This is a genomic window from Massilia sp. MP_M2 (assembly GCF_039123635.1).
Taxonomy (GTDB): domain Bacteria; phylum Pseudomonadota; class Gammaproteobacteria; order Burkholderiales; family Burkholderiaceae_D; genus Telluria.
Genome location: NZ_JBCHJF010000009.1, coordinates 103908 through 121138, shown reverse-complemented (window position 1 = coordinate 121138; position 17231 = coordinate 103908). Strand labels below are relative to the sequence as shown.

General features: G+C 65.9%; 13 protein-coding genes. 6 read left to right on the top strand and 7 right to left on the bottom strand.

What is annotated here, in order from left to right; genetic code table 11:
* Positions 1-59: 59 nt before the first annotated feature.
* The 3 genes from RCH14_RS18345 to RCH14_RS18335 all read right to left on the bottom strand — a co-directional run bounded on the left by RCH14_RS18345 (position 60) and on the right by RCH14_RS18335 (position 5252).
* Positions 60-2462, bottom strand: a complete 2403-nt coding sequence (locus tag RCH14_RS18345; RefSeq protein WP_343027543.1) for a M1 family metallopeptidase — start codon at positions 2460-2462, stop codon at positions 60-62.
* Positions 2463-2623: 161 nt separating this feature from the next.
* On the bottom strand, positions 2624-4069 hold the full coding sequence (locus tag RCH14_RS18340) for a serine hydrolase domain-containing protein (protein ID WP_343027542.1): 1446 nt from the start codon (positions 4067-4069) through the stop codon (positions 2624-2626).
* Positions 4070-4202: 133 nt separating this feature from the next.
* Complete coding sequence (locus tag RCH14_RS18335; protein ID WP_343027541.1) at positions 4203-5252, bottom strand: hypothetical protein; 1050 nt, start codon at positions 5250-5252, stop codon at positions 4203-4205.
* Positions 5253-5457: 205 nt separating this feature from the next.
* Here RCH14_RS18335 and RCH14_RS18330 point away from each other — a divergent pair, with 205 nt between their 5' ends.
* The gene (locus tag RCH14_RS18330) at positions 5458-6207 is read left to right on the top strand and encodes a hypothetical protein (protein WP_343027540.1); all 750 of its coding nucleotides are present in this window, start codon (positions 5458-5460) and stop codon (positions 6205-6207) included.
* A gap of 67 nt (positions 6208-6274) precedes the next feature.
* Positions 6275-6595, top strand: coding sequence for a hypothetical protein (locus RCH14_RS18325; protein WP_343027539.1), 321 nt, complete (start codon positions 6275-6277; stop codon positions 6593-6595).
* Positions 6596-6666: 71 nt separating this feature from the next.
* Here RCH14_RS18325 and RCH14_RS18320 read toward each other — a convergent pair whose 3' ends face one another.
* The 4 genes from RCH14_RS18320 to RCH14_RS18305 all read right to left on the bottom strand — a co-directional run bounded on the left by RCH14_RS18320 (position 6667) and on the right by RCH14_RS18305 (position 13563).
* Positions 6667-8730: a GGDEF domain-containing protein gene (locus tag RCH14_RS18320; RefSeq protein WP_343027538.1), complete on the bottom strand. Its 2064-nt coding sequence runs from the start codon at positions 8728-8730 to the stop codon at positions 6667-6669.
* 137 nt (positions 8731-8867) lie between these two features.
* Positions 8868-10625 carry an ABC transporter transmembrane domain-containing protein gene (locus RCH14_RS18315; protein WP_343027671.1) on the bottom strand — a complete coding sequence of 586 codons (1758 nt, stop codon included), beginning with the start codon at positions 10623-10625 and terminating at the stop codon, positions 8868-8870.
* A gap of 76 nt (positions 10626-10701) precedes the next feature.
* A complete protein-coding gene (locus RCH14_RS18310; RefSeq protein ID WP_343027537.1) occupies positions 10702-12489 on the bottom strand; it encodes an ABC transporter transmembrane domain-containing protein in 1788 nt (595 codons plus the stop codon).
* Positions 12490-12786: 297 nt separating this feature from the next.
* Entirely contained in the window at positions 12787-13563 is a 777-nt protein-coding gene (locus RCH14_RS18305; protein WP_343027536.1) for a phasin family protein, read from the bottom strand.
* 174 nt (positions 13564-13737) lie between these two features.
* Between RCH14_RS18305 and RCH14_RS18300 the strand changes: the two genes are divergently transcribed.
* From RCH14_RS18300 to RCH14_RS18285, 4 genes are all read left to right on the top strand, one after another.
* Positions 13738-15015, top strand: a complete 1278-nt coding sequence (locus RCH14_RS18300; RefSeq protein ID WP_343027535.1) for an amidohydrolase family protein — start codon at positions 13738-13740, stop codon at positions 15013-15015.
* Positions 15016-15097: 82 nt separating this feature from the next.
* On the top strand, positions 15098-15637 hold the full coding sequence (locus RCH14_RS18295; protein WP_343027534.1) for a GNAT family N-acetyltransferase: 540 nt from the start codon (positions 15098-15100) through the stop codon (positions 15635-15637).
* An 8-nt stretch (positions 15638-15645) separates the two neighbouring features.
* The gene (locus RCH14_RS18290; RefSeq protein WP_407070090.1) at positions 15646-16173 is read left to right on the top strand and encodes a GNAT family N-acetyltransferase; all 528 of its coding nucleotides are present in this window, start codon (positions 15646-15648) and stop codon (positions 16171-16173) included.
* Positions 16174-16254: 81 nt separating this feature from the next.
* Positions 16255-17229, top strand: a complete 975-nt coding sequence (locus tag RCH14_RS18285; protein WP_343027532.1) for a diacylglycerol kinase family protein — start codon at positions 16255-16257, stop codon at positions 17227-17229.
* Positions 17230-17231: the final 2 nt, after the last annotated feature.

The following is a 17231-nucleotide window of genomic DNA, read 5'->3' as shown; positions in this document are numbered from 1 at the left end:
CCAAAAAATGACATCGGGCGGATTGCTCCGCCCGGGTAGTGAACCAACCGGATGCTGCGTTATTCCGCCGGCGTCGGCGCCGCCTCTGGCGTCGTTGCCGGAGCGCCTTGCTCATCCTTCGTCTTGAGCTTCGCATTGAAGTCGCGCATCAGGTTGTTCGGATCGCGGTCGGTCTTGAACAGTTCGAGACGCGACGGCGTCGACTTGCGTGGCCAGCTGTTATTGCTGACGTCGACGTCGGCTGTTTCCCAGTTCGGGTCCTGGGTCAGGCCGACGATCGGTTCATCGGTGACGAACAGCTTCGTGATTTTCTTCGGCGAATAGCGCCACACTTCGGCCGGAATGCGCTCGACGGTTTTCTGGCCGTTCTTGAGCGTCAGTTCCACGATCAGCGGCGTGACCAGGCCGCCCACGTTCGAGAAGTCGACCAGCGTCAGGTGCTTGCCTTCCTTGAGCAGCGCCTTTTCCCAGTCTTCCAGCTCGGCCGTCGTCTCGGCGAACTTGTTGCGGTCCTTGTTGGTGACGGTGAACTCGTCGTTCTCGTTGTAGAAGTCCTTCAGCTCCGGATGCGCATCGACGCGGCGTGGCATGCCCTTGTTGCGCTGGTCCGTGATCGACACCGGCTCGGCGGCGCGGCGTGCGCGCGCCATGGCTTTTTCGACTTCCGGATCTTTACTCGACACCGTGTACTCGGTGATCCCGTCCACGCTCACGTCTACTGCGTCGGTGGTGTAGAACCAGCCGCGCCAGAACCAGTCGAGGTCCGTGCCCGATGCGTCTTCCATCGTGCGGAAGAAGTCGGCCGGCGTCGGACGCTTGAACTTCCAGCGCTCGGCGTATTCCTTGAACGCGAAGTCGAACAGCTCGCGGCCCAGCACCGTCTCGCGCAGCACGTTCAGCGCGGTGGCCGGCTTGGCATAGGCGTTGTTCCCGAACTGCAGGACCGATTCCGAGTTCGTCATGATCGGCACCTGGTTGGTGCTCTTCATGTAGGTGGTAATGGCGCGCGGGTCGCCGCGGCCACCCGGCCAGTTGGCTTCCCAGGCTTCCTGCGCCAGGAACTGCACGAACGAGTTCAGGCCTTCATCCATCCAGGTCCACTGGCGCTCGTCCGAATTGACGATCATCGGGAAGTAGTTGTGGCCCACTTCGTGGATGATCACGCCGATCAGGCCATACTTGGTGCGCTGCGAATACGTCAGTTCGCCGGTCTTCTTGTCCTTGCTCGGACGCGGACCGTTAAACGAAATCATCGGATATTCCATGCCGCCCACCGGGCCGTTGACCGAGATCGCGGTCGGGTACGGGTAGTCGAACGAGTACTTGTTGTACTGCTCGATGGTGTGGATGATCGCCTGGGTCGAGTATTTCTCCCACAGCGGATTGCCTTCCTTCGGGTAGTACGACATCGCCAGCACGTCCTGCTTGCCGCTCTTGACCGCCTGTGCATCCCAGATGAACTTGCGGCTCGACGCGAACGCGAAGTCGCGCACGTTCCTGGCCTTGAAATGCCAGGTTTTCATGGCGCCGTTGCCCACTGCGCTGCGGGCTTTTTCGGCCGCTTCGGCTTCGGCCTGGGTCACGATGATGACGGGCTTTTTCGCCGTCTTTGCCTGTTGCAGGCGCTCGCGCTGGGCGGAGGTCAAGACCTCGCCCGGATTTTGCAGCTCACCGGTGGATGCGACGATATGGTCGCCCGGCACCGTGATGCGCACGTCGTAGTCGCCAAATTCAAGCGTGAATTCGCCCGAACCGAGGAACTGCTTGTGCTGCCAGCCATACACGTCGTAGTAGGCGGCCATGCGCGGGAACCACTGGGCGATTTCGAACAGGTCGTTCTTGTCGTCGAACTTCTCGTAGCCGGCGCGCCCGCCCAGCACCTTCTGCTCATTGATGTTGTAGCGCCAGTCGATCCCGAACGTCACCTTCGCGCCGGGCTTGAGTGGCTGCGGCAGGTCGATCCGCATCATCGTCTTGTTGATGGTGTACGGCAGCGGGCGCCCGCCCGCATCTTTCACCGCCAGGATGTCGAAGCCGCCGGGGAAGGTGCTCCCTTCGAGCAGCGTACGCAGGCCATCGTATTTCAGGCCGGTGGTCGCGGTGCCATTGGCCCAGGCTTCGCGCGAGGGCAGGATGGCGCTCTGGCGCGCATCCGAATCGGTCTTGTAGATGTTCTGGTCGAGCTGCACCCACAGGTATTTGAGCGTATCCGGGGAATTGTTGTGGTAGGTGACCGTGCCGGCACCGCTCAGCGCACGATTGGCTTCATCGAGCGTGGTGCGGATCGTGTAATCGGCGCGTTGCTGCCAGTAGGCATGGCCCGGGGCGCCGGAGGCGGTGCGGATCGTGCCCGGCGTCGGCAGCAGCTCATCGAGCTGGCGGAACTTGTCGTCGAACGGTGCTGCGGCAAACGATGATGCTGCGAGGCATAGCGCTGCTACGCCGATTGGCAAACGAAACATGATTCCCCTGGATTTGTTGTTGGAAATATGACAGGAATTCTATCGTTGATATTCGACAATTGCTTAACGTATTTGTAAAAATCCGGATACATGTGGCGCGCGCCACACCAATGACGCGCGCCTGCATGGTGTTGACCGATTAGTACGTGATTAGTACGTGATTAGTACGTGTTGGTCACGCGCGCATACCCCCGCACCCACGTACCCTGCACGATCGTGCCAAAGTCGGCGTCATAGCGGCGCAGTTCGAGGTCGCGCGACAAAACGAACAAGACCTTGTCCGATTCGGCGTACAGCGGTTCCCATTGCCCGCCGCGCTGCCTGATCACCAGCTCACCCTTGCGCTCGGCGATCTCGAAGTCCGTCACAGCGTCGAGTTGGTAGCGTCCCACCAGCGTGCGCCGCGTTTCCGGCGCGAGCGCGACGGCCTTGCGCAGCTTTGTCTGGTTGGTGTCCCATTTGTATTCGTAGGCGATGGCGCGCATCAGACCTGCCGCCACGTCGATGCCATTGTCGCCGTTGGTCAGGATGACCGCGCCGCTGCCGTCAGCGACGGCGGCGTAGATCACCGCCTTGAAGCCCTGGTTGCTGCCACCGTGGCTGAAGCCCTTGCCGCTGTCCTCGATGCTCAAGCCCAGCGCATAGTTGTTCTTGACCGGCTGGAGCATCGCGCGCGTCATCGCGGGTGTGAGTACGCCGCCCGTCGCACCCGCCGCGCCCTGCTGGATCGCGATCGCAAAGCGCGCCAGGTCCTGCGGCGTGCTCCACAGGCCGGCGGCGGCCTGTTCGGGATAGGTGTAAGCACCGCCGGGGTACGGCTTGCCGTCCTCGTCATGTGGCCGCGCGGCGTTGGGTGCCAGGCTTGCTGGCAGCGGCTGCGCATAGGTGCTGGCGGTCATGCCCAGCGGTGCCAGCACGAGCGCCTGCATGGTCGCGTCGAACGGCTGGCCGGCGCGGTCGATCATCGCCTGCTGCACCACGGTGTAGCCGCCGCCCGAGTAGCGGAAGGCCGAACCCGGCGCGGCATTGACCCGGATGGCCTTCGTGTTGGCGGGGCCGGCGCCATCGAGCACCTGTTGCAGCGTCGGCACGCTCTTGTCGGCGGCGTAGCCGGGAAAGCCCGAGACGCTCATGCCGCCGGTGTGCGACAGCAGCTGGCGCAGGCTCGGCATGCCGTCACCCTTGGGCAGCGTCCAGCTGGTCAGCGCCTGGTCGATGCCCGCGTCCAGATCGAGCTTGCCCTGTTCGACCATGCGCAGCGCCGCCATGGCCGCCACGGGTTTGCTGAGTGAGGCCGCCTGGAACAGCGTCTGCGGCGTGACGGCCGGCCCGCCGGTCCAGGCCACGCCGTAGCCGCGCGTCCAGGCCACCTTGCCGTCCTTGATCACGGCCACGCTCACGCCCGGCACGTTCAGCCGTTTCATGGCGTCGACCAGGGTCAGAGGCGGGACCGGCAGATCGGCCAGGGCGATCTCCGGGCGCAGGCCGGCTTCGATGCGGGCGATCGCGGCGCTGTCATCGGCGTGCGCGCCGGCAGCGGCCAGCATTGCGATGCAGGCGGCGAGGTATCGGACATGGGAATGGCGGCGGGGCAGGGCGGAACGCATCTTCTTCTCCAGACATGGTTGCACAAATGGCAAACAGTATGGGCAGGTGCAGCCAGGGCGGCAAGCGCCGGGAGAAGCTTATGCCACCGGCATGCTGAAGGTGAACATGATGCGCCCGTCCGGCGCGCCCGGCTCAGGCCAGCCAGCGCCCGTCTGCATACACCTGGGCGTCGCCCAAAAACACCGCATCGGTGACCGCGAACACGTCGATGTGAAAGCGCGCATCCTTGCGCTTGAAGCCCGGCTTCGTGTACACGCCATGCTTGGCGCCGAGCGACAGGTGGATGCCGCACATGCGCTCATACGTGCCGATATCGTCCACCCGCAGTTCGCGTGTGAAGGCGCGGTTCAGGCCGAAGCCCAGCTCGCGCACCCAGACCTCGCCTTCCTCGAGGCGGATGTTCTCGAGCACCTGCTCGAAGGCGGGCGTTGCATGTTCGGTGCCGACCACGCGGCCCGCGTCGATGATCAGGGTGACCGGCACGTCGGGATGGTTCGAGCGATACCCTGTGTCGCCGAACACGTGGATCTGCACCCGGCCATGCACGGCTTCGAGGTCTTGGGCTTCGGTGAACACTTCGCCGATCGGGAACTGGCCACCGACGTTGTTCATCTCGCTGTAGTCGCCGATATTCAGTTTGGCCGGCTCGAACGGTGAAGCGAAAGTAAGCGTCTCGCCGCCGCCGACCACGCGGCCATGCGGCGCGGCGTCGATCAGCGCCTTGAGCGCACGCCCGGTGCCGCGGAAGTAGGCGGGGTCGTAGGCCAGCGCATTGATATAGTGTTCGCCCTGGATGCCCGGCATGCGCGACAGGTGCACGTGCTCGATCACTTTCAGGTCAAGCTTGAACAGCTCGACGCGGATGCGAAAACCGTCGAGCCGGAAATTGGTCGACTGGACCAGCACCACCAGGTCGTGCGCGGCCATCGAACGAAACGCCGCCAGCACCGCATCGGGCGTGACGCTGTCGAAGTCGACGAAAGCGGCGTCGGGCAGATTGTGCCGGTAGCCCGCGAGCAGGGCGCGCGCCAGCGGCGTGCGCGTGTCGTACACGACCAGTGCCTTGTGCGCCGGGCCGTGTTCGAGGGCGATCGACAGCACGGCCGCCAGGTGCGCGGTCGCGGCGTCGACCACGGTGGCGGGCAGGTCGTCGTCGGAAAGGAGGGGGGCGGCAGCGGTCATCGGCGCAGAAGAGGGAAGGGGGAAGCGGACATTATACGTTCCGTTGCACCGTGAGGGATCATGCGGCGCTACCGGGCAAACAGCGCGCCGCGTGGCCGTGCGGGGCGCTATGATGCGGCCTTCGATCACGATCGCATCAACCATCACAACAGCGCTTGGCAGGCCGTTTTTCGGCATTCAGGGCAACAGCGAAATACGGGGCACCATGGCACACAACGATTCCTGCATCAATACCGGCTGCGGCCGCGCGTTTCCCCATCTGGTCGATTTTTGTCCGTGGTGCGGTGCGGCGCAGGCGCCGGTCAGCGCCGTGCCGGCGCCACCAGTGGTGATGCCACCCTTGCCACCGGCACCACCCGTGCCACCCGTGCCACCCGTACCGCAGGCGCCGGTCATCGCTGCGCCAGTCATCCCGCCACCGGCACCGCCGACATCCATCCCGGCGCCAGCACCCTTGCCACCAGCGCCGCCCGTGCGCGCCAATCCTGCGCCGCGCCCCGCCGTCCCGACGCGCAAACCGATCCGCCTGCGCTGGTGGCTGATCGGCCTCGGCATCCTGTGGCTGGCCTGGATGCTGACCAAGCCAACGGCAGCCCGCATCGAGCGGCGCATGGCATCGGCCATCGCACTGGCCAAGGAATGCAAACCGAAGGAAGCGCAGGACGAGCTGATCGCATTGCGCAAGACGCGCGCGACGCCCGAGCAGCTGCGCCAGGTCCAGAGCGCGCTCAATACGGCAGCAGCAGCCTGCACGCGCGCCGGGCAGCGCCGCGCCGCGTGGACCACCGCCAACAACGCCATCGAGCGCCTGCTCAATGCGGGCAGCATCGAACAGGCCCGCACCCGCCTGGCCACGTTTACCAAGCGCTGGGGCGAGGACGCGCGCACGCGCGAAGTCAAAGCGCGCATCGACGCCGGCCGGCGCGATCATCCGCTGGCCGATCCTTCGCGCTGAACCCGTAAGGACAGCCACGCCGCCGCGCCCCGTGTATCATCGGGCGCGTTGAAACAAGGAGCGAACCATGAAACCAGTCATGACGACTACGCTGCTGGCGTCGGCACTGCTGCTGACGCTGGCCGGCTGCGCGCGCGACGACGAGGGCAAGGGCCCGGCCGAGCGCGTCGGCAAGGCGCTCGACCACGCTACTAGCGGCGTTACCAAGTCGGTCAAGGATGAAATCGCCCGCGCCGACGAGGCCGTCGAGGATGCGCGCAACAAGGTCGGCAATGCGACGCAGGAAGCCAGCCGGGGCCTGGAGCGCGCCACCGAGAAAATGGGCCAGTCGGTCGAGCGGGCAGGCCAGGCAATTCAGGAGAACGCCGGTACGGCCAAGGACGACTAAGGAAGCACTGATTAATTCGTGGTGGCTTTTTCCGCAGCCAATTCCATCCCCCAGAATACATCAGTGCTTCCCTAAGCGTTGGCGGCCCGCAGCATGTCCGGATCGCCGTGCACGATGGTCATGTCGACCTGGCCCGAGCGCCAGGCGTGCTCCAGGTTCTGCTCGATCACATCCAGGTTCACACGTTCGCCATCGGCGAAACTGCGCACGCCGTAAGCGCGGTTGCGGCCATGCGACTTGGCCATGTACAGGGCCATGTCCACTAGGTTGACCACGCGTTCCCAGGCCATCACCTGCGTGCCGACGGCAAGCGGGAACGGCGCGAAGCCGATCGACACGTTCACCGAAATCTGCACGCCGGCATGGTCGATGACGATCGCGTTGATGCCGCCCAGGATGCGTGCGGCCACTTCGTCCATGCGATCGCGCGGCACCGAGGGCAGGAAGGCCAGGAACTCTTCGCCGCCCCAGCGCACGATCATGTCGGTCTCGCGCAGGATCTCGGCCAGGCTGGCCGAGATCGTGGTCAGCACCGTGTCGCCGGCCGCGTGGCCGTGGGTATCGTTGATATGCTTGAAGTGGTCGACGTCGAGCAGGAACAGCGCGCCGACGCCGTCCACGCCGGCCATGGCCGGTGTTGCCGCAGGCAGCGCGCGCATGTACTCGAGGAAGTGGCGGCGGTTGTACAGGCCCGTGAGCGGATCGCGCACGCTCTGCTGCTTCAGTTCGTGGTTCTTGGCATGCAGCTGCGCATTGGCGTGGCGCACCTTGCGGTACAGGAGGCCCACCACCACTGCCGCCAGCGCGATCACGACCAGCACCAGCCACCAGACGCGCTGCTGCAGCCGGCGGTTGTCGATTTCGGCCGACTTGATCGTGTTCTCGCTGCGCAGCAGTTCGATCTGGCGCTGCTTGCGCTCGGCCTCGTATTTCTCTTGCAGTTCGAGCATTGCCTTCTGGCGGCGCTTTTCGAACAGTTCGTTCGACAGCGTGCGCTCGCGGTGGTAGGCCTTCAGGGCGCCCGGCAGGTCACCCGCGCGCTCGAGCGCCACGCCGTATTCCACCAGCGCCGTTTGCAGTTCGGGCTTGTCGCCCATTTCCTCGAAGCCGGCGATGCCGGTCTCGATATGGCGCTTGCCTTCGACGAGCCGCCCGGTGGCCAGAAAGGCCTGGCCCAGGTTCAGGTGCGCGATCGCGTCGAGCCCGCGATCGTTCAGGGGCCGCGCCGCCTCGATCGTCTGCTGCGCGTAGACGACGGCGTTGCGGTAGTCGCCCATCTTCAGATACCAGTCGGACAGGTTGACCAGCGTGCCGGCGATGCGATTGAAGGCGCCGAGCTTGCGTTCGAGCGCGAGGCCTTCCTGTAGCGCGCGCAAGGCGCGCTCGTTCTGGCCAGTGTCCATCGCCAGGCCGTATTCCATCCGTTTGAGCAGCATCGTGCGGCCGGGCGAATTGGCGCTGGCCGCGGCGGCGTAGGCCTCGTCCAGCACGGCGAAGCCTTTTTCGGGCTCGCGCATCTGCAAATACAGGTGCGCCAGTGAATACAGCGCCATCACGGTGTGTACAGGATCGCTGCTCGAGCGTGCCAGCCCAGCGGCGCTCTGCAGGCCCTGCAGGGCGCGCGGCAGGTTGCCTTCCTCGGCATGCGATTCGCCCGACGAAATCGCGGCGCGCACGCGCAGATCGATGTCGTTGGTGGTGTTGGCCAGCTTCTCGGCTTCCCAGATCAGGCGGTGGGATTCGCCCGGGCGGTGCTGCGCGAATGCGGCATACCCCTGCATCAGCAGACCCTTGGCCAGTGCGCCGGGGTGATCGTGCTGGCGTCCCAGGGCGATGAGTTCATTGGCCAGTGCGACTGCCTGGGCATGCTGGCCCATGCCGTAGCGGGCCGAAGCCATCTGGTTCAAAAATTCGATCCGCTGCGGCAGCGGTGCAACGCGCGCCTGGTCCTCGATGGCTTCGAGCATCGGCAGGGCGCGTTCGGGAACGATGCGGTTGACTTCCCGGATCTCCGTCAGGCGCGCATCGAGCGCCGCGCCGTTACTGGCAAGCGCACAAGCAGACGCAACGCACAGGGCCAAGGCCACGGCGTTGAATCGGGAGCGCGACAAGGCGCGATGCAGGATAGCGAACATGCCGTGGTTTCATCGCACCGGGGAAACCGGCAGAAGTTGGTTTTGATTATTATATTGCTGTTGCAAACGAGAAATTCAGATTGTCGTGAAATGTCACAAAAATGACACAGCGTCACGGGGGCAGCGAGAGCGCGGCCCTAGAGCGCGATCTGTTGCAGCAGATACAGGCGCTGGTACAGCCCGCCCTCGATGCGCATCAGGTCTTCGTGCGGTCCGGCCTCGGTGATCCGGCCATGGTTGAGCACGATGATGCGGTCGGCGTCGCGGATCGTCGACAGGCGGTGCGCGATGGCGATGACGGTCACCTTGCCGCGCAGTTCTTCCAGTGCCTGTTGCACCACCTGTTCGGTGGCGCTGTCGATGCGCGACGTCGCTTCGTCGAGCAGCAGGATGCGCGGCTGGCCCGCCAGCGCGCGGGCAATCGCGATCAGCTGCTTCTGGCCCGACGACAGGCGCGAGCCGCCTTCGCCCAGCTGCGTGTCGTAACCCTGTTCGAGCGCACTGATGAAGTCATGCGCATGCGCCGCACGCGCCGCCTCGATCAGCCGCTCGAGCGGCAGGCCGCGGCCCATGTCGATGTTTTCACGCGCACTGGCGGCCAGGATGAACGGGTCCTGCGGCACCAGGCCCACTTCGTTGCGGAAGCGCTCGTTGCCGATCTTTGCCAGCGGCACGCCGCCGATCTCGATGCTGCCCTGTTCGACGACGTAGTAGCGCAGCAGCAGCGACAGCAGCGTCGACTTGCCGCTGCCGGTGTGGCCGACAATGCCGAAGAACGCGCCCTGCGGCACGTCGAGCGACAGGTCGTGCAGCACCGGCTGCCCGGCGACGTAGGCAAATTCGACGTTGCGCACGCTCACTGCCGGTGCGTCGGGCGAGAACACGTTCTGGCCGTCCTTGCGGTCCAGGTCGTGCTCGGGGGCGCCGGCTTCATCGAGCAGCGTGTTCACGCGCGCGGCCGCGACCACCGCCTGTTGCAGGCCGCTGAACTGCATCGTGATCTGGATGAGCGGCTCGACCACGCGCGCGATGTAGCTGACGAACGCGTACAGCACGCCCACTTCGACGGCGCCGATCTCGCGCTGACCGAAGGCGAAGATCACCAGTGCCAGCAGGGCCACGTTGAGCAGGTCGAGGGCAGGGCGCAGCAGGAAGGCATTGGCGCGCAGCTCGGCCAGGCGCGCCGTGTAGTGGGTGCGGTTGGTGACCAGGAAGCGTTCGCCGAAGCGCAGCTCGGCATTGCTGGCCTGCAGGACAGTCATGCCACCGATCGACTCGGCCATCTGCGCATTGATGTCGCTGCGCAGGGCGCGCGCGCGCGTGACGGCCGGCGCCGACAGGCGCTGGTAGAGCCAGACGATGCCGACCACCGCCGGCACCAGCAACAGCACGATCAGCATCAGGCGCCAGTCGAGCCAGGCCATCGCGATCATCGTCCCGATCAGGACGATCGAGTTGTCGAGCAAGACGTACAGAACCTGGATGTAGAGCGTTTTGACGGCTTCGGTGTCGTTCGTCACGCGGCTGACCAGCTGGCCGGTGATGGCCCGGTCGAAGAAGGCCATCGGCAGGCGCAGCACATGGTCATAGACCCACTCGCGCAGGCGCTGCACCGAGCGCATCGCCACGCCGGACAGGCGAATCAGTTGCAGATAGCGCACCCAGCTCGAGACCCAGCCGGTGACGACCAGGCCGCCCAGCAGCAGGGCCATCTGCGGCCAGTCGAGATTGCGCGGCAGCAGGTGGTCGTCGATCAGCGCCTTGCCCAGCAGCGGGCCGACGACCTCGAAGGCCGCCGCCAGGATCAGCCACAGCGTGGCGATGACCAGGTGGCGCTGTTCGGGCGCGGCGGCGCGGCGCAGCAGGCGCATGGCCAGCCTGGCCTGGTCGCGCATGACGCCGCGTTCCAGGCTGTTGTCGGTCTTGGGCGGCGGCGTGGTGGTGGATGCCGCAGCGGTGTCCAGCGTTGCTTCAGGTTGCGTCAAGGCTGGCCTCCAGTTGTTGATAGCGCCACTGGCTGGCATACCAGCCGTCCAGCAGCAAGAGTTCGTCGTGCGTGCCCGCTTCGATCACGCGCCCGGCGCGCAGGACCACGATGTGGTCGGCCGCGACCACCGCCGACAGGCGGTGGCTGGCAATGATGGCGGCGCGCTCGGGCCGCGCACGGCGCAGTTCGGCCAGATGGTCGAGGATGCGGGTTTCGGTGCCGGTGTCCACCGCCGACAGCGCGTCGTCGAGCAGCAGCAGCGGATTGTCGGCCAGCAGTGCACGGGCAATCGCCACGCGCTGGCGCTGGCCGCCCGAGAGCGTGATGCCTTTTTCGCCTACCGGCGTGTCGTACCCGTACGGGAAGCGCAGGATGTCGTCGTGGATGGCGGCCATGCGCGCTGCGCCTTCGATCTCGGCGCGCGAGGCGTCGGGCCGGGCCAGCGCGATGTTCTCGGCGATCGTGGCCGAGAACAGGAACGACTCTTGCGGCACCCAGCTGGTGGCGCCACGCAGGGCGCTCAGGCGATAGGCGTCGAGTGGCTGCCCGGCCCAGCGCACGCGGCCCTGTTGTGGTGTCGCCTGGCGCAGCAGCACGCGCAGCAGCGTCGATTTGCCGGAGCCGGTCGGGCCGACGAGGCCCAGCGTCTGGCCGGGTTCGAGCGTGACCGACACGTCGGAGAGGGCCGGCGCTTGCGCGGTGCCGTCTTGATGACCTTGCTTGCCACCGCCATTTGCACCATACGTGAACGTGACGCCATCGAGCACCAGCGGGCCCTGGCCCACCTGGTCGAGCGTGCCGGCGTCTTCGACCGACAGCGGCGCCTCGAGCAGCGGCTGCAGGCGCGCCATGCCGGCGCGGCCCCGTTCGATCAGCGTGACCACCCAGCCGGCGGCAAACATGGGCCAGATCAGCTGACCCAGGTACATCGTGAAACTGGTCAGCGCGCCGACCGTCAGCTCGCCCTGCCATACCAGGTAACCGCCCAGGCCCAGCGTCAGGCCGGTGGCAGCGGTCAGCGCCAGGCCGACGGCCGGCTCGTAGGCCGCTTCCCATTTCTGGGCGGTGAGGCTGGCTTCGGCCGCGTTCGCGGTCAGCACGCCGAACTGGGTGCTGCTGCGCGCTTCGAGGCCGAGGGCGCGCAGCGTGCGCACGCCCGACAGCGACTCCTGCACGTGGTCGTTCAGCTTCGAGAAACCCTTGAGCGCATCGCCTTCGGCCTTTTGGATGTGGGTCGAGATGTACCAGAACGCGAGTCCCATCAGCGGGAACGGCAGCAGCGCGACCAGCGCCAGGCGCCAGTCCACGCCCAGTGTCATGATCCCCAGGACCATCACCAGCGTGAGCGTGCCGTCGAACGCGGCCAGCAGGGCTTCGCCGGCGGCCATTTCGATGGCGTCGATGTCGTTGGTGGCCAGCGCCATCAGGTCGCCGGTGCGCTGGCGCTGATAGAAGGCGGGGCCTTGCGCAGCCAGGCGTGCATACAGGCGCGTGCGCAGCTCGACGCCGAGCTGGTAGGCGGCCGAATACAGGCGGATGCGCCAGCACACGCGCAGCACGTAGATGGCCACGCCCAGGCCGATGACCTGGGCGATGCCGAGCAGCAGTTCCTGCTCGCCGAGACGGTTGGTGGCGAGCGCGTCGACCAGTGCGCCGACCTTGCGGGGGATGAGGACCGTGCAGATCGCCACACCGACGAGCATCACGGCCGATGAGGCATAGGATTGCCAATGCCGGCGCACGAAGCCGCCGATCAGCCTGGACAAACTCATTCGAATTCCTTGCGGTTGCGCCCGAAAAAAAGCGGGCCGTAACCCTGATGCCGGCGTAGGGTGGGCGGGTACCCCGCCCACGCGTTCAACCAATGTCAATGCGCCACGAAATCAGTGTGATTTGAACGCATCGCCACGAAATCAGTGTATTTTGAACGCGTGGACGGCAGAGCCGTCCACCCTACGGCATCAGGGCGAGAGTCCGCTAGTGTAATCGTTTCGCCTGTTTGGCGCAGCGCGGCACCCTGGTTGATGCGCTCGTCTGGCGAGCTATCGGCCTTGGCGTTAGTTGCTGCCTTACTTGCGGCGCCGGCGTGGCGTGGCCGCCGTGGCCGGCGCATCCGGGTCGCGTCGCTCGATCGGCGCGGCCGCCGGGGCCGGTGGCGTCGCGGCGAGCACGGCGCCGTTGCCGGCGGCCTGGGCAATCGGCGTGGGCTTGGCTGCAGCAGGGCCGGGCAGCACATGCGGAGCGGCGTCATCGGGCGCCGATTCGTGCAGTACGCCGGCCATCGCGTCGATGGTCGGGGCAGGCTGGGGCGCAGCTTCTACTGCTGGCGCTGCTTCAATTTCTGGCTCGGGCGCTTCGGCAACAGGCGTCGGTGCAACGGCGACGGGTGCCTGCGTCGGCGCTACTGCAACCGCATCGATCGTGCGCTCGGCCGCTGCCTGCACGGTGTCGGCGGTGGCGTTGCCGGCATCGACGACAACCTGCGCCATCTCGGCGACCGGCTCGGTCACCGGTGCTGGCGTCGCGCTGCGCAGCAGGATTGGCTGCGCGCCGACAGCGATGCCCAGCAATTCGCGGCTATAGGCAAACAGGCTGTGCACCTGTTCTTCGGCATGGCTGCGCAGCACGGCGAGGTCGCGGGCATCACGCGCACCGATCAGCTGGCGGGCGGTTTGCGCCGAGCGCTCGAGCACTTGTTGGGACGTGGTCAGATTCAGCGCCGTGATGCGGCTGGCGCTCTCGAGCGCCTGGGTGGCAAATGCATTGAGCATCGTGAGCTGCGCGTTCATTGGTGCAGTCAGGTAATGGTTGGGTGCTGCGGACAACTGCTCGGAGAGTGAGGTCATGAAGTTTCCTATCTATCAAGTATGGCGCGCTGCAATAAATTCAGTGTACCCACGATTGGTGGCGCGTGCAATGAACGTCGGTCGCTTATCCGGCGCGGATGATATTGCGTTGCAGCATTGCCATACCCCTGCGCCACAGTTGCTACAATCGCACAACAACTCAATGGAGTCACCATGGACCTCGTGATCCGCAATACCACGCTGCCCGATGGCCGCACCGGCATCGACATCGGCATTCAGGACGGCCGCATCGCGGCGTTGGCGCCACAACTGGCAGCCCGCGGCGTGCGCGAGATCGACGCCGCGGGCGACCTGGTCAGCCCGCCGTTCGTCGATGCGCACTTCCATATGGACGCCACGCTGAGCTACGGCCTGCCGCGCGTGAACCAGAGCGGCACCTTGCTGGAAGGAATCACGCTGTGGGGCGAGCTGAAACCGCAGTTGAGCCAGGATGCGCTGATCGAGCGCGCGTTGCGTTATTGCGACTGGGCGGTGGCGCGCGGCCTGCTGGCGATCCGCACCCACGTCGACGTCTGCGACGACCGCCTGCTGGCAGTCGAGGCGCTGCTGGAAGTCAAGCGCCGCGTGGCGCCGTATCTCGACCTGCAACTGGTCGCCTTTCCGCAAGACGGCTTGCTGCGCAGCGCCAACGCGTTCGAGAACCTCAAGCGCTCGATCGCCATGGGCGTCGATGTCGTCGGCGGCATTCCCCACTTCGAGCGCACGATGGCGCAGGGCGCCGAATCGGTCCGCCTGCTGTGCGAATTCGCCGCCGAGCGCGGCCTGCGCGTGGACATGCACTGCGACGAGAGCGATGACCCGATGTCGCGCCATATCGAAACCCTGGCGTATGAAACGCAGCGCCTGGGGCTGCAGGGCAGGGTGGCCGGCTCGCACCTGACCTCGATGCATTCGATGGACAATTATTACGTGAGCAAGCTGATCCCGCTGATCGCCGAGAGCGGCGTGGCTGCGATCGCCAACCCGCTCATCAACATCACGCTGCAGGGCCGCAACGACACCTACCCGAAGCGGCGCGGCATGACGCGCGTGCCCGAGCTGATGGCCGCTGGCGTCGACGTCGCCTTTGGTCACGATTGCGTGCTCGATCCGTGGTACGGGATGGGCTCGGGCGACATGCTCGAGGTGGCGCACATGGGCCTGCACGTGGCGCAGATGACGGGACTGGAAGCGATGCAATCGTGCTTTACCGCCATCACCGAGACGCCCGCGCGCATTCTCGGCCTCGACAGCTACGGCCTGGCGCCGGGCTGCCACGCCGACCTGGTGATCCTGGACGCCGGCTCGACGTTGGAAGCGATCCGCCTGCGCGCCCCGCGCCGCTTCGTGTTGCGGCGCGGCCAGGTCGTGGCAGAAGCGCCAGCGGCGGCCAGCCGACTGCATCTGCCCGGGCGCCCGGATAGCGCCGACTTCCGCCTCGGCCGTAGCTAAAATGTCAATATACTGCGTGAGAATTCGTGTATTTTCAGGCAAAATAGCGGACCGCCCTGTCCTGGCACTCCCGTAGATTGTTGTGAAAGATCTTGTTATCCGTCCTGCGCTCGAAGCCGATTTCGAGTCGATCTGGACCATTTTTTGTGCCCATATCGAGGCCGGTGAAAGCTATGTCTTCAGCACGGCGACGTCCCGCGAAGCCGGGTACGACTACTGGCTGGGCGAGGGCGTGGCCAGCTTTGTCGCGGTGAGCGCGGGCGGCCGGGTTCTGGGCATGTACCGCCTGGTGCCGAACCAGGTAGGGCGCGGCCATCACGTGGCCAATGCCTCGTACATGGTCAACCCGGCGGCGCAGGGCGCGGGGGTGGGCCGCGCCATGGGCCAGCACAGCCTGGCCGAAGCGCGCAGCCGCGGCTATCTGGCGATGCAGTTCAACCATGTGGTCAGCACCAATGGCCCGGCCATCGGGCTGTGGAAAAAGCTCGGTTTTTCGATTGTCGGAACGCTGCCCAAGGCGTTTCGCCACAAGCGCCTGGGCTATATCGATGCCTACGTGATGTACCAGTTGCTGCAGGATCCCGATCACTGGCCGACGGCCGACGACGCGCCGGGTGGGTGATGGACGCCGTGCATCCTGTTGTATGTACCGAACGCCTGCGGCTGCGCCTTGTCACCGAGGCCGACGCACCGTTCTTCCTGCGGCTTGTCAACGACCCCGCCTTCGTCGAACATATCGGTCAGCGCAATCTGCATGACTTGCCCGCCGCCCGCGCTGCGCTGCGCGATGGCCCCATTGCGATGCAGGCCAGGTACGGGCATTCCCTCTACCTCGTCGAGGCGCTGGATGGGGGCGCGCCGCTCGGCTTGTCCGGCCTCGTCAAGCGCGAATTCCTCGAACACGTCGACATTGGCTATGCGTTCCTGCCAGAGGCGCGCGGGCAGGGTTATGCGCTTGAGGCAGCCCGGGGCGTGATGGCGCATGCGCGCACCCTTGGCATCACGTGCCTGGCTGCGTTCACGTCGCCCGCGAATGCGGCCTCGATCGCGCTGCTGCTGCGTCTGGGGATGCGGTTTGAACGCCTGGCCGTCCTGGTGCCGGACCAGCCGGCCGTCAACGTCTACCTGACCGATCTGGCGCCTGCACGCGACGGTTGAATAACGCACCTAGCGGCGGCAAGGCCGGTGATACGATGGCGGCATTCTCGATCAACCATCTTTCACCGAATCGACCTTGCGATGCCAGCCACCGAGTTGCTACCTGACGCTCCTTTCTTCATTGTTCTGAACGCGGGGTCGGGTCATTCCGAAACCGAGATGCGTATCTCCACGATCAACGAGGTCATGGCCGCCGGTGGCCGCGTGTGCCATCTGGAAGTGGTGGACGAGCCCGAGCGCATCGAACAGATCGCCAAGGACATGGCGGCCAAGGCTGTCGCCAGCGGCGGCGTGCTGGTGGCCGCAGGCGGCGACGGCACCATCAACACGGTCGCGCACCAGGCGGTGCTGGCCGGGTGTCCGTTCGGCGTGCTGCCGCAGGGTACCTTCAACTATTTCGGACGCACCCACGGGATTCCGGAAGACCTGGCCGAGGCCGTGCACGCGCTGCTGCGCGCCACGATCCGGCCGGTGCAGGTGGGCATGCTCAACGACAAGATATTCCTGGTCAATGCGAGTGTTGGCCTGTATCCGGCACTGCTCGAAGAGCGCGAGCACGACAAGCGCGAGTTCGGGCGCAGCCGCGTGGTCGCGTTTCTCTCGGCCATCAAGATGACGCTGCGTGCGCACCGCCATCTGCAGATCCGGCTCGAGCTCGACGGTAAAGAGCAGCGCTTGCGCACCACGACGCTGTTCGTGGGGAATAACCGGCTGCAGATGGAGCAGGTCGGCATGGAGCAATTGACCGATGCGGTCGAGGATGGTCAACTGGCCGCGCTGGCGCCCAAGCCGATGGGCAAACTCGGGCTGCTGGGCCTGCTGGTGCGCGGTGCGCTCGGCAAGCTGGGTGACGCCGACGACGTCGTGGCGTTCTCGTTCAAGCGCATGACCGTGCGTACGCCGTCGCTGTACGGGCGCAAGCGCCTGAAGGTGGCCGTCGATGGCGAAGTCAGCAAGATGGCAACGCCGTTCGAGTTCCGCGTGCTGGAAGGGCGGCTCAAGCTGTTGCTGGCGCCGCCACAGGCCGACGCCGCCACACCCGGCGACGCCGCCTGAGC

What these genes read in the sequence shown, in the direction of transcription:
- RCH14_RS18345 (WP_343027543.1), bottom strand. Translation starts at nt 2,462, where the DNA reads ATGTTTCGTTTGCCAATCGGCGTAGCAGCGCTATGCCTCGCAGCATCA.
- RCH14_RS18340 (WP_343027542.1), bottom strand. Translation starts at nt 4,069, where the DNA reads ATGCGTTCCGCCCTGCCCCGCCGCCATTCCCATGTCCGATACCTCGCC.
- RCH14_RS18335 (WP_343027541.1), bottom strand. Translation starts at nt 5,252, where the DNA reads ATGACCGCTGCCGCCCCCCTCCTTTCCGACGACGACCTGCCCGCCACC.
- RCH14_RS18330 (WP_343027540.1), top strand. Translation starts at nt 5,458, where the DNA reads ATGGCACACAACGATTCCTGCATCAATACCGGCTGCGGCCGCGCGTTT.
- RCH14_RS18325 (WP_343027539.1), top strand. Translation starts at nt 6,275, where the DNA reads ATGAAACCAGTCATGACGACTACGCTGCTGGCGTCGGCACTGCTGCTG.
- RCH14_RS18320 (WP_343027538.1), bottom strand. Translation starts at nt 8,730, where the DNA reads ATGTTCGCTATCCTGCATCGCGCCTTGTCGCGCTCCCGATTCAACGCC.
- RCH14_RS18315 (WP_343027671.1), bottom strand. Translation starts at nt 10,625, where the DNA reads ATGCGCGACCAGGCCAGGCTGGCCATGCGCCTGCTGCGCCGCGCCGCC.
- RCH14_RS18310 (WP_343027537.1), bottom strand. Translation starts at nt 12,489, where the DNA reads ATGAGTTTGTCCAGGCTGATCGGCGGCTTCGTGCGCCGGCATTGGCAA.
- RCH14_RS18305 (WP_343027536.1), bottom strand. Translation starts at nt 13,563, where the DNA reads ATGACCTCACTCTCCGAGCAGTTGTCCGCAGCACCCAACCATTACCTG.
- RCH14_RS18300 (WP_343027535.1), top strand. Translation starts at nt 13,738, where the DNA reads ATGGACCTCGTGATCCGCAATACCACGCTGCCCGATGGCCGCACCGGC.
- RCH14_RS18285 (WP_343027532.1), top strand. Translation starts at nt 16,255, where the DNA reads ATGCCAGCCACCGAGTTGCTACCTGACGCTCCTTTCTTCATTGTTCTG.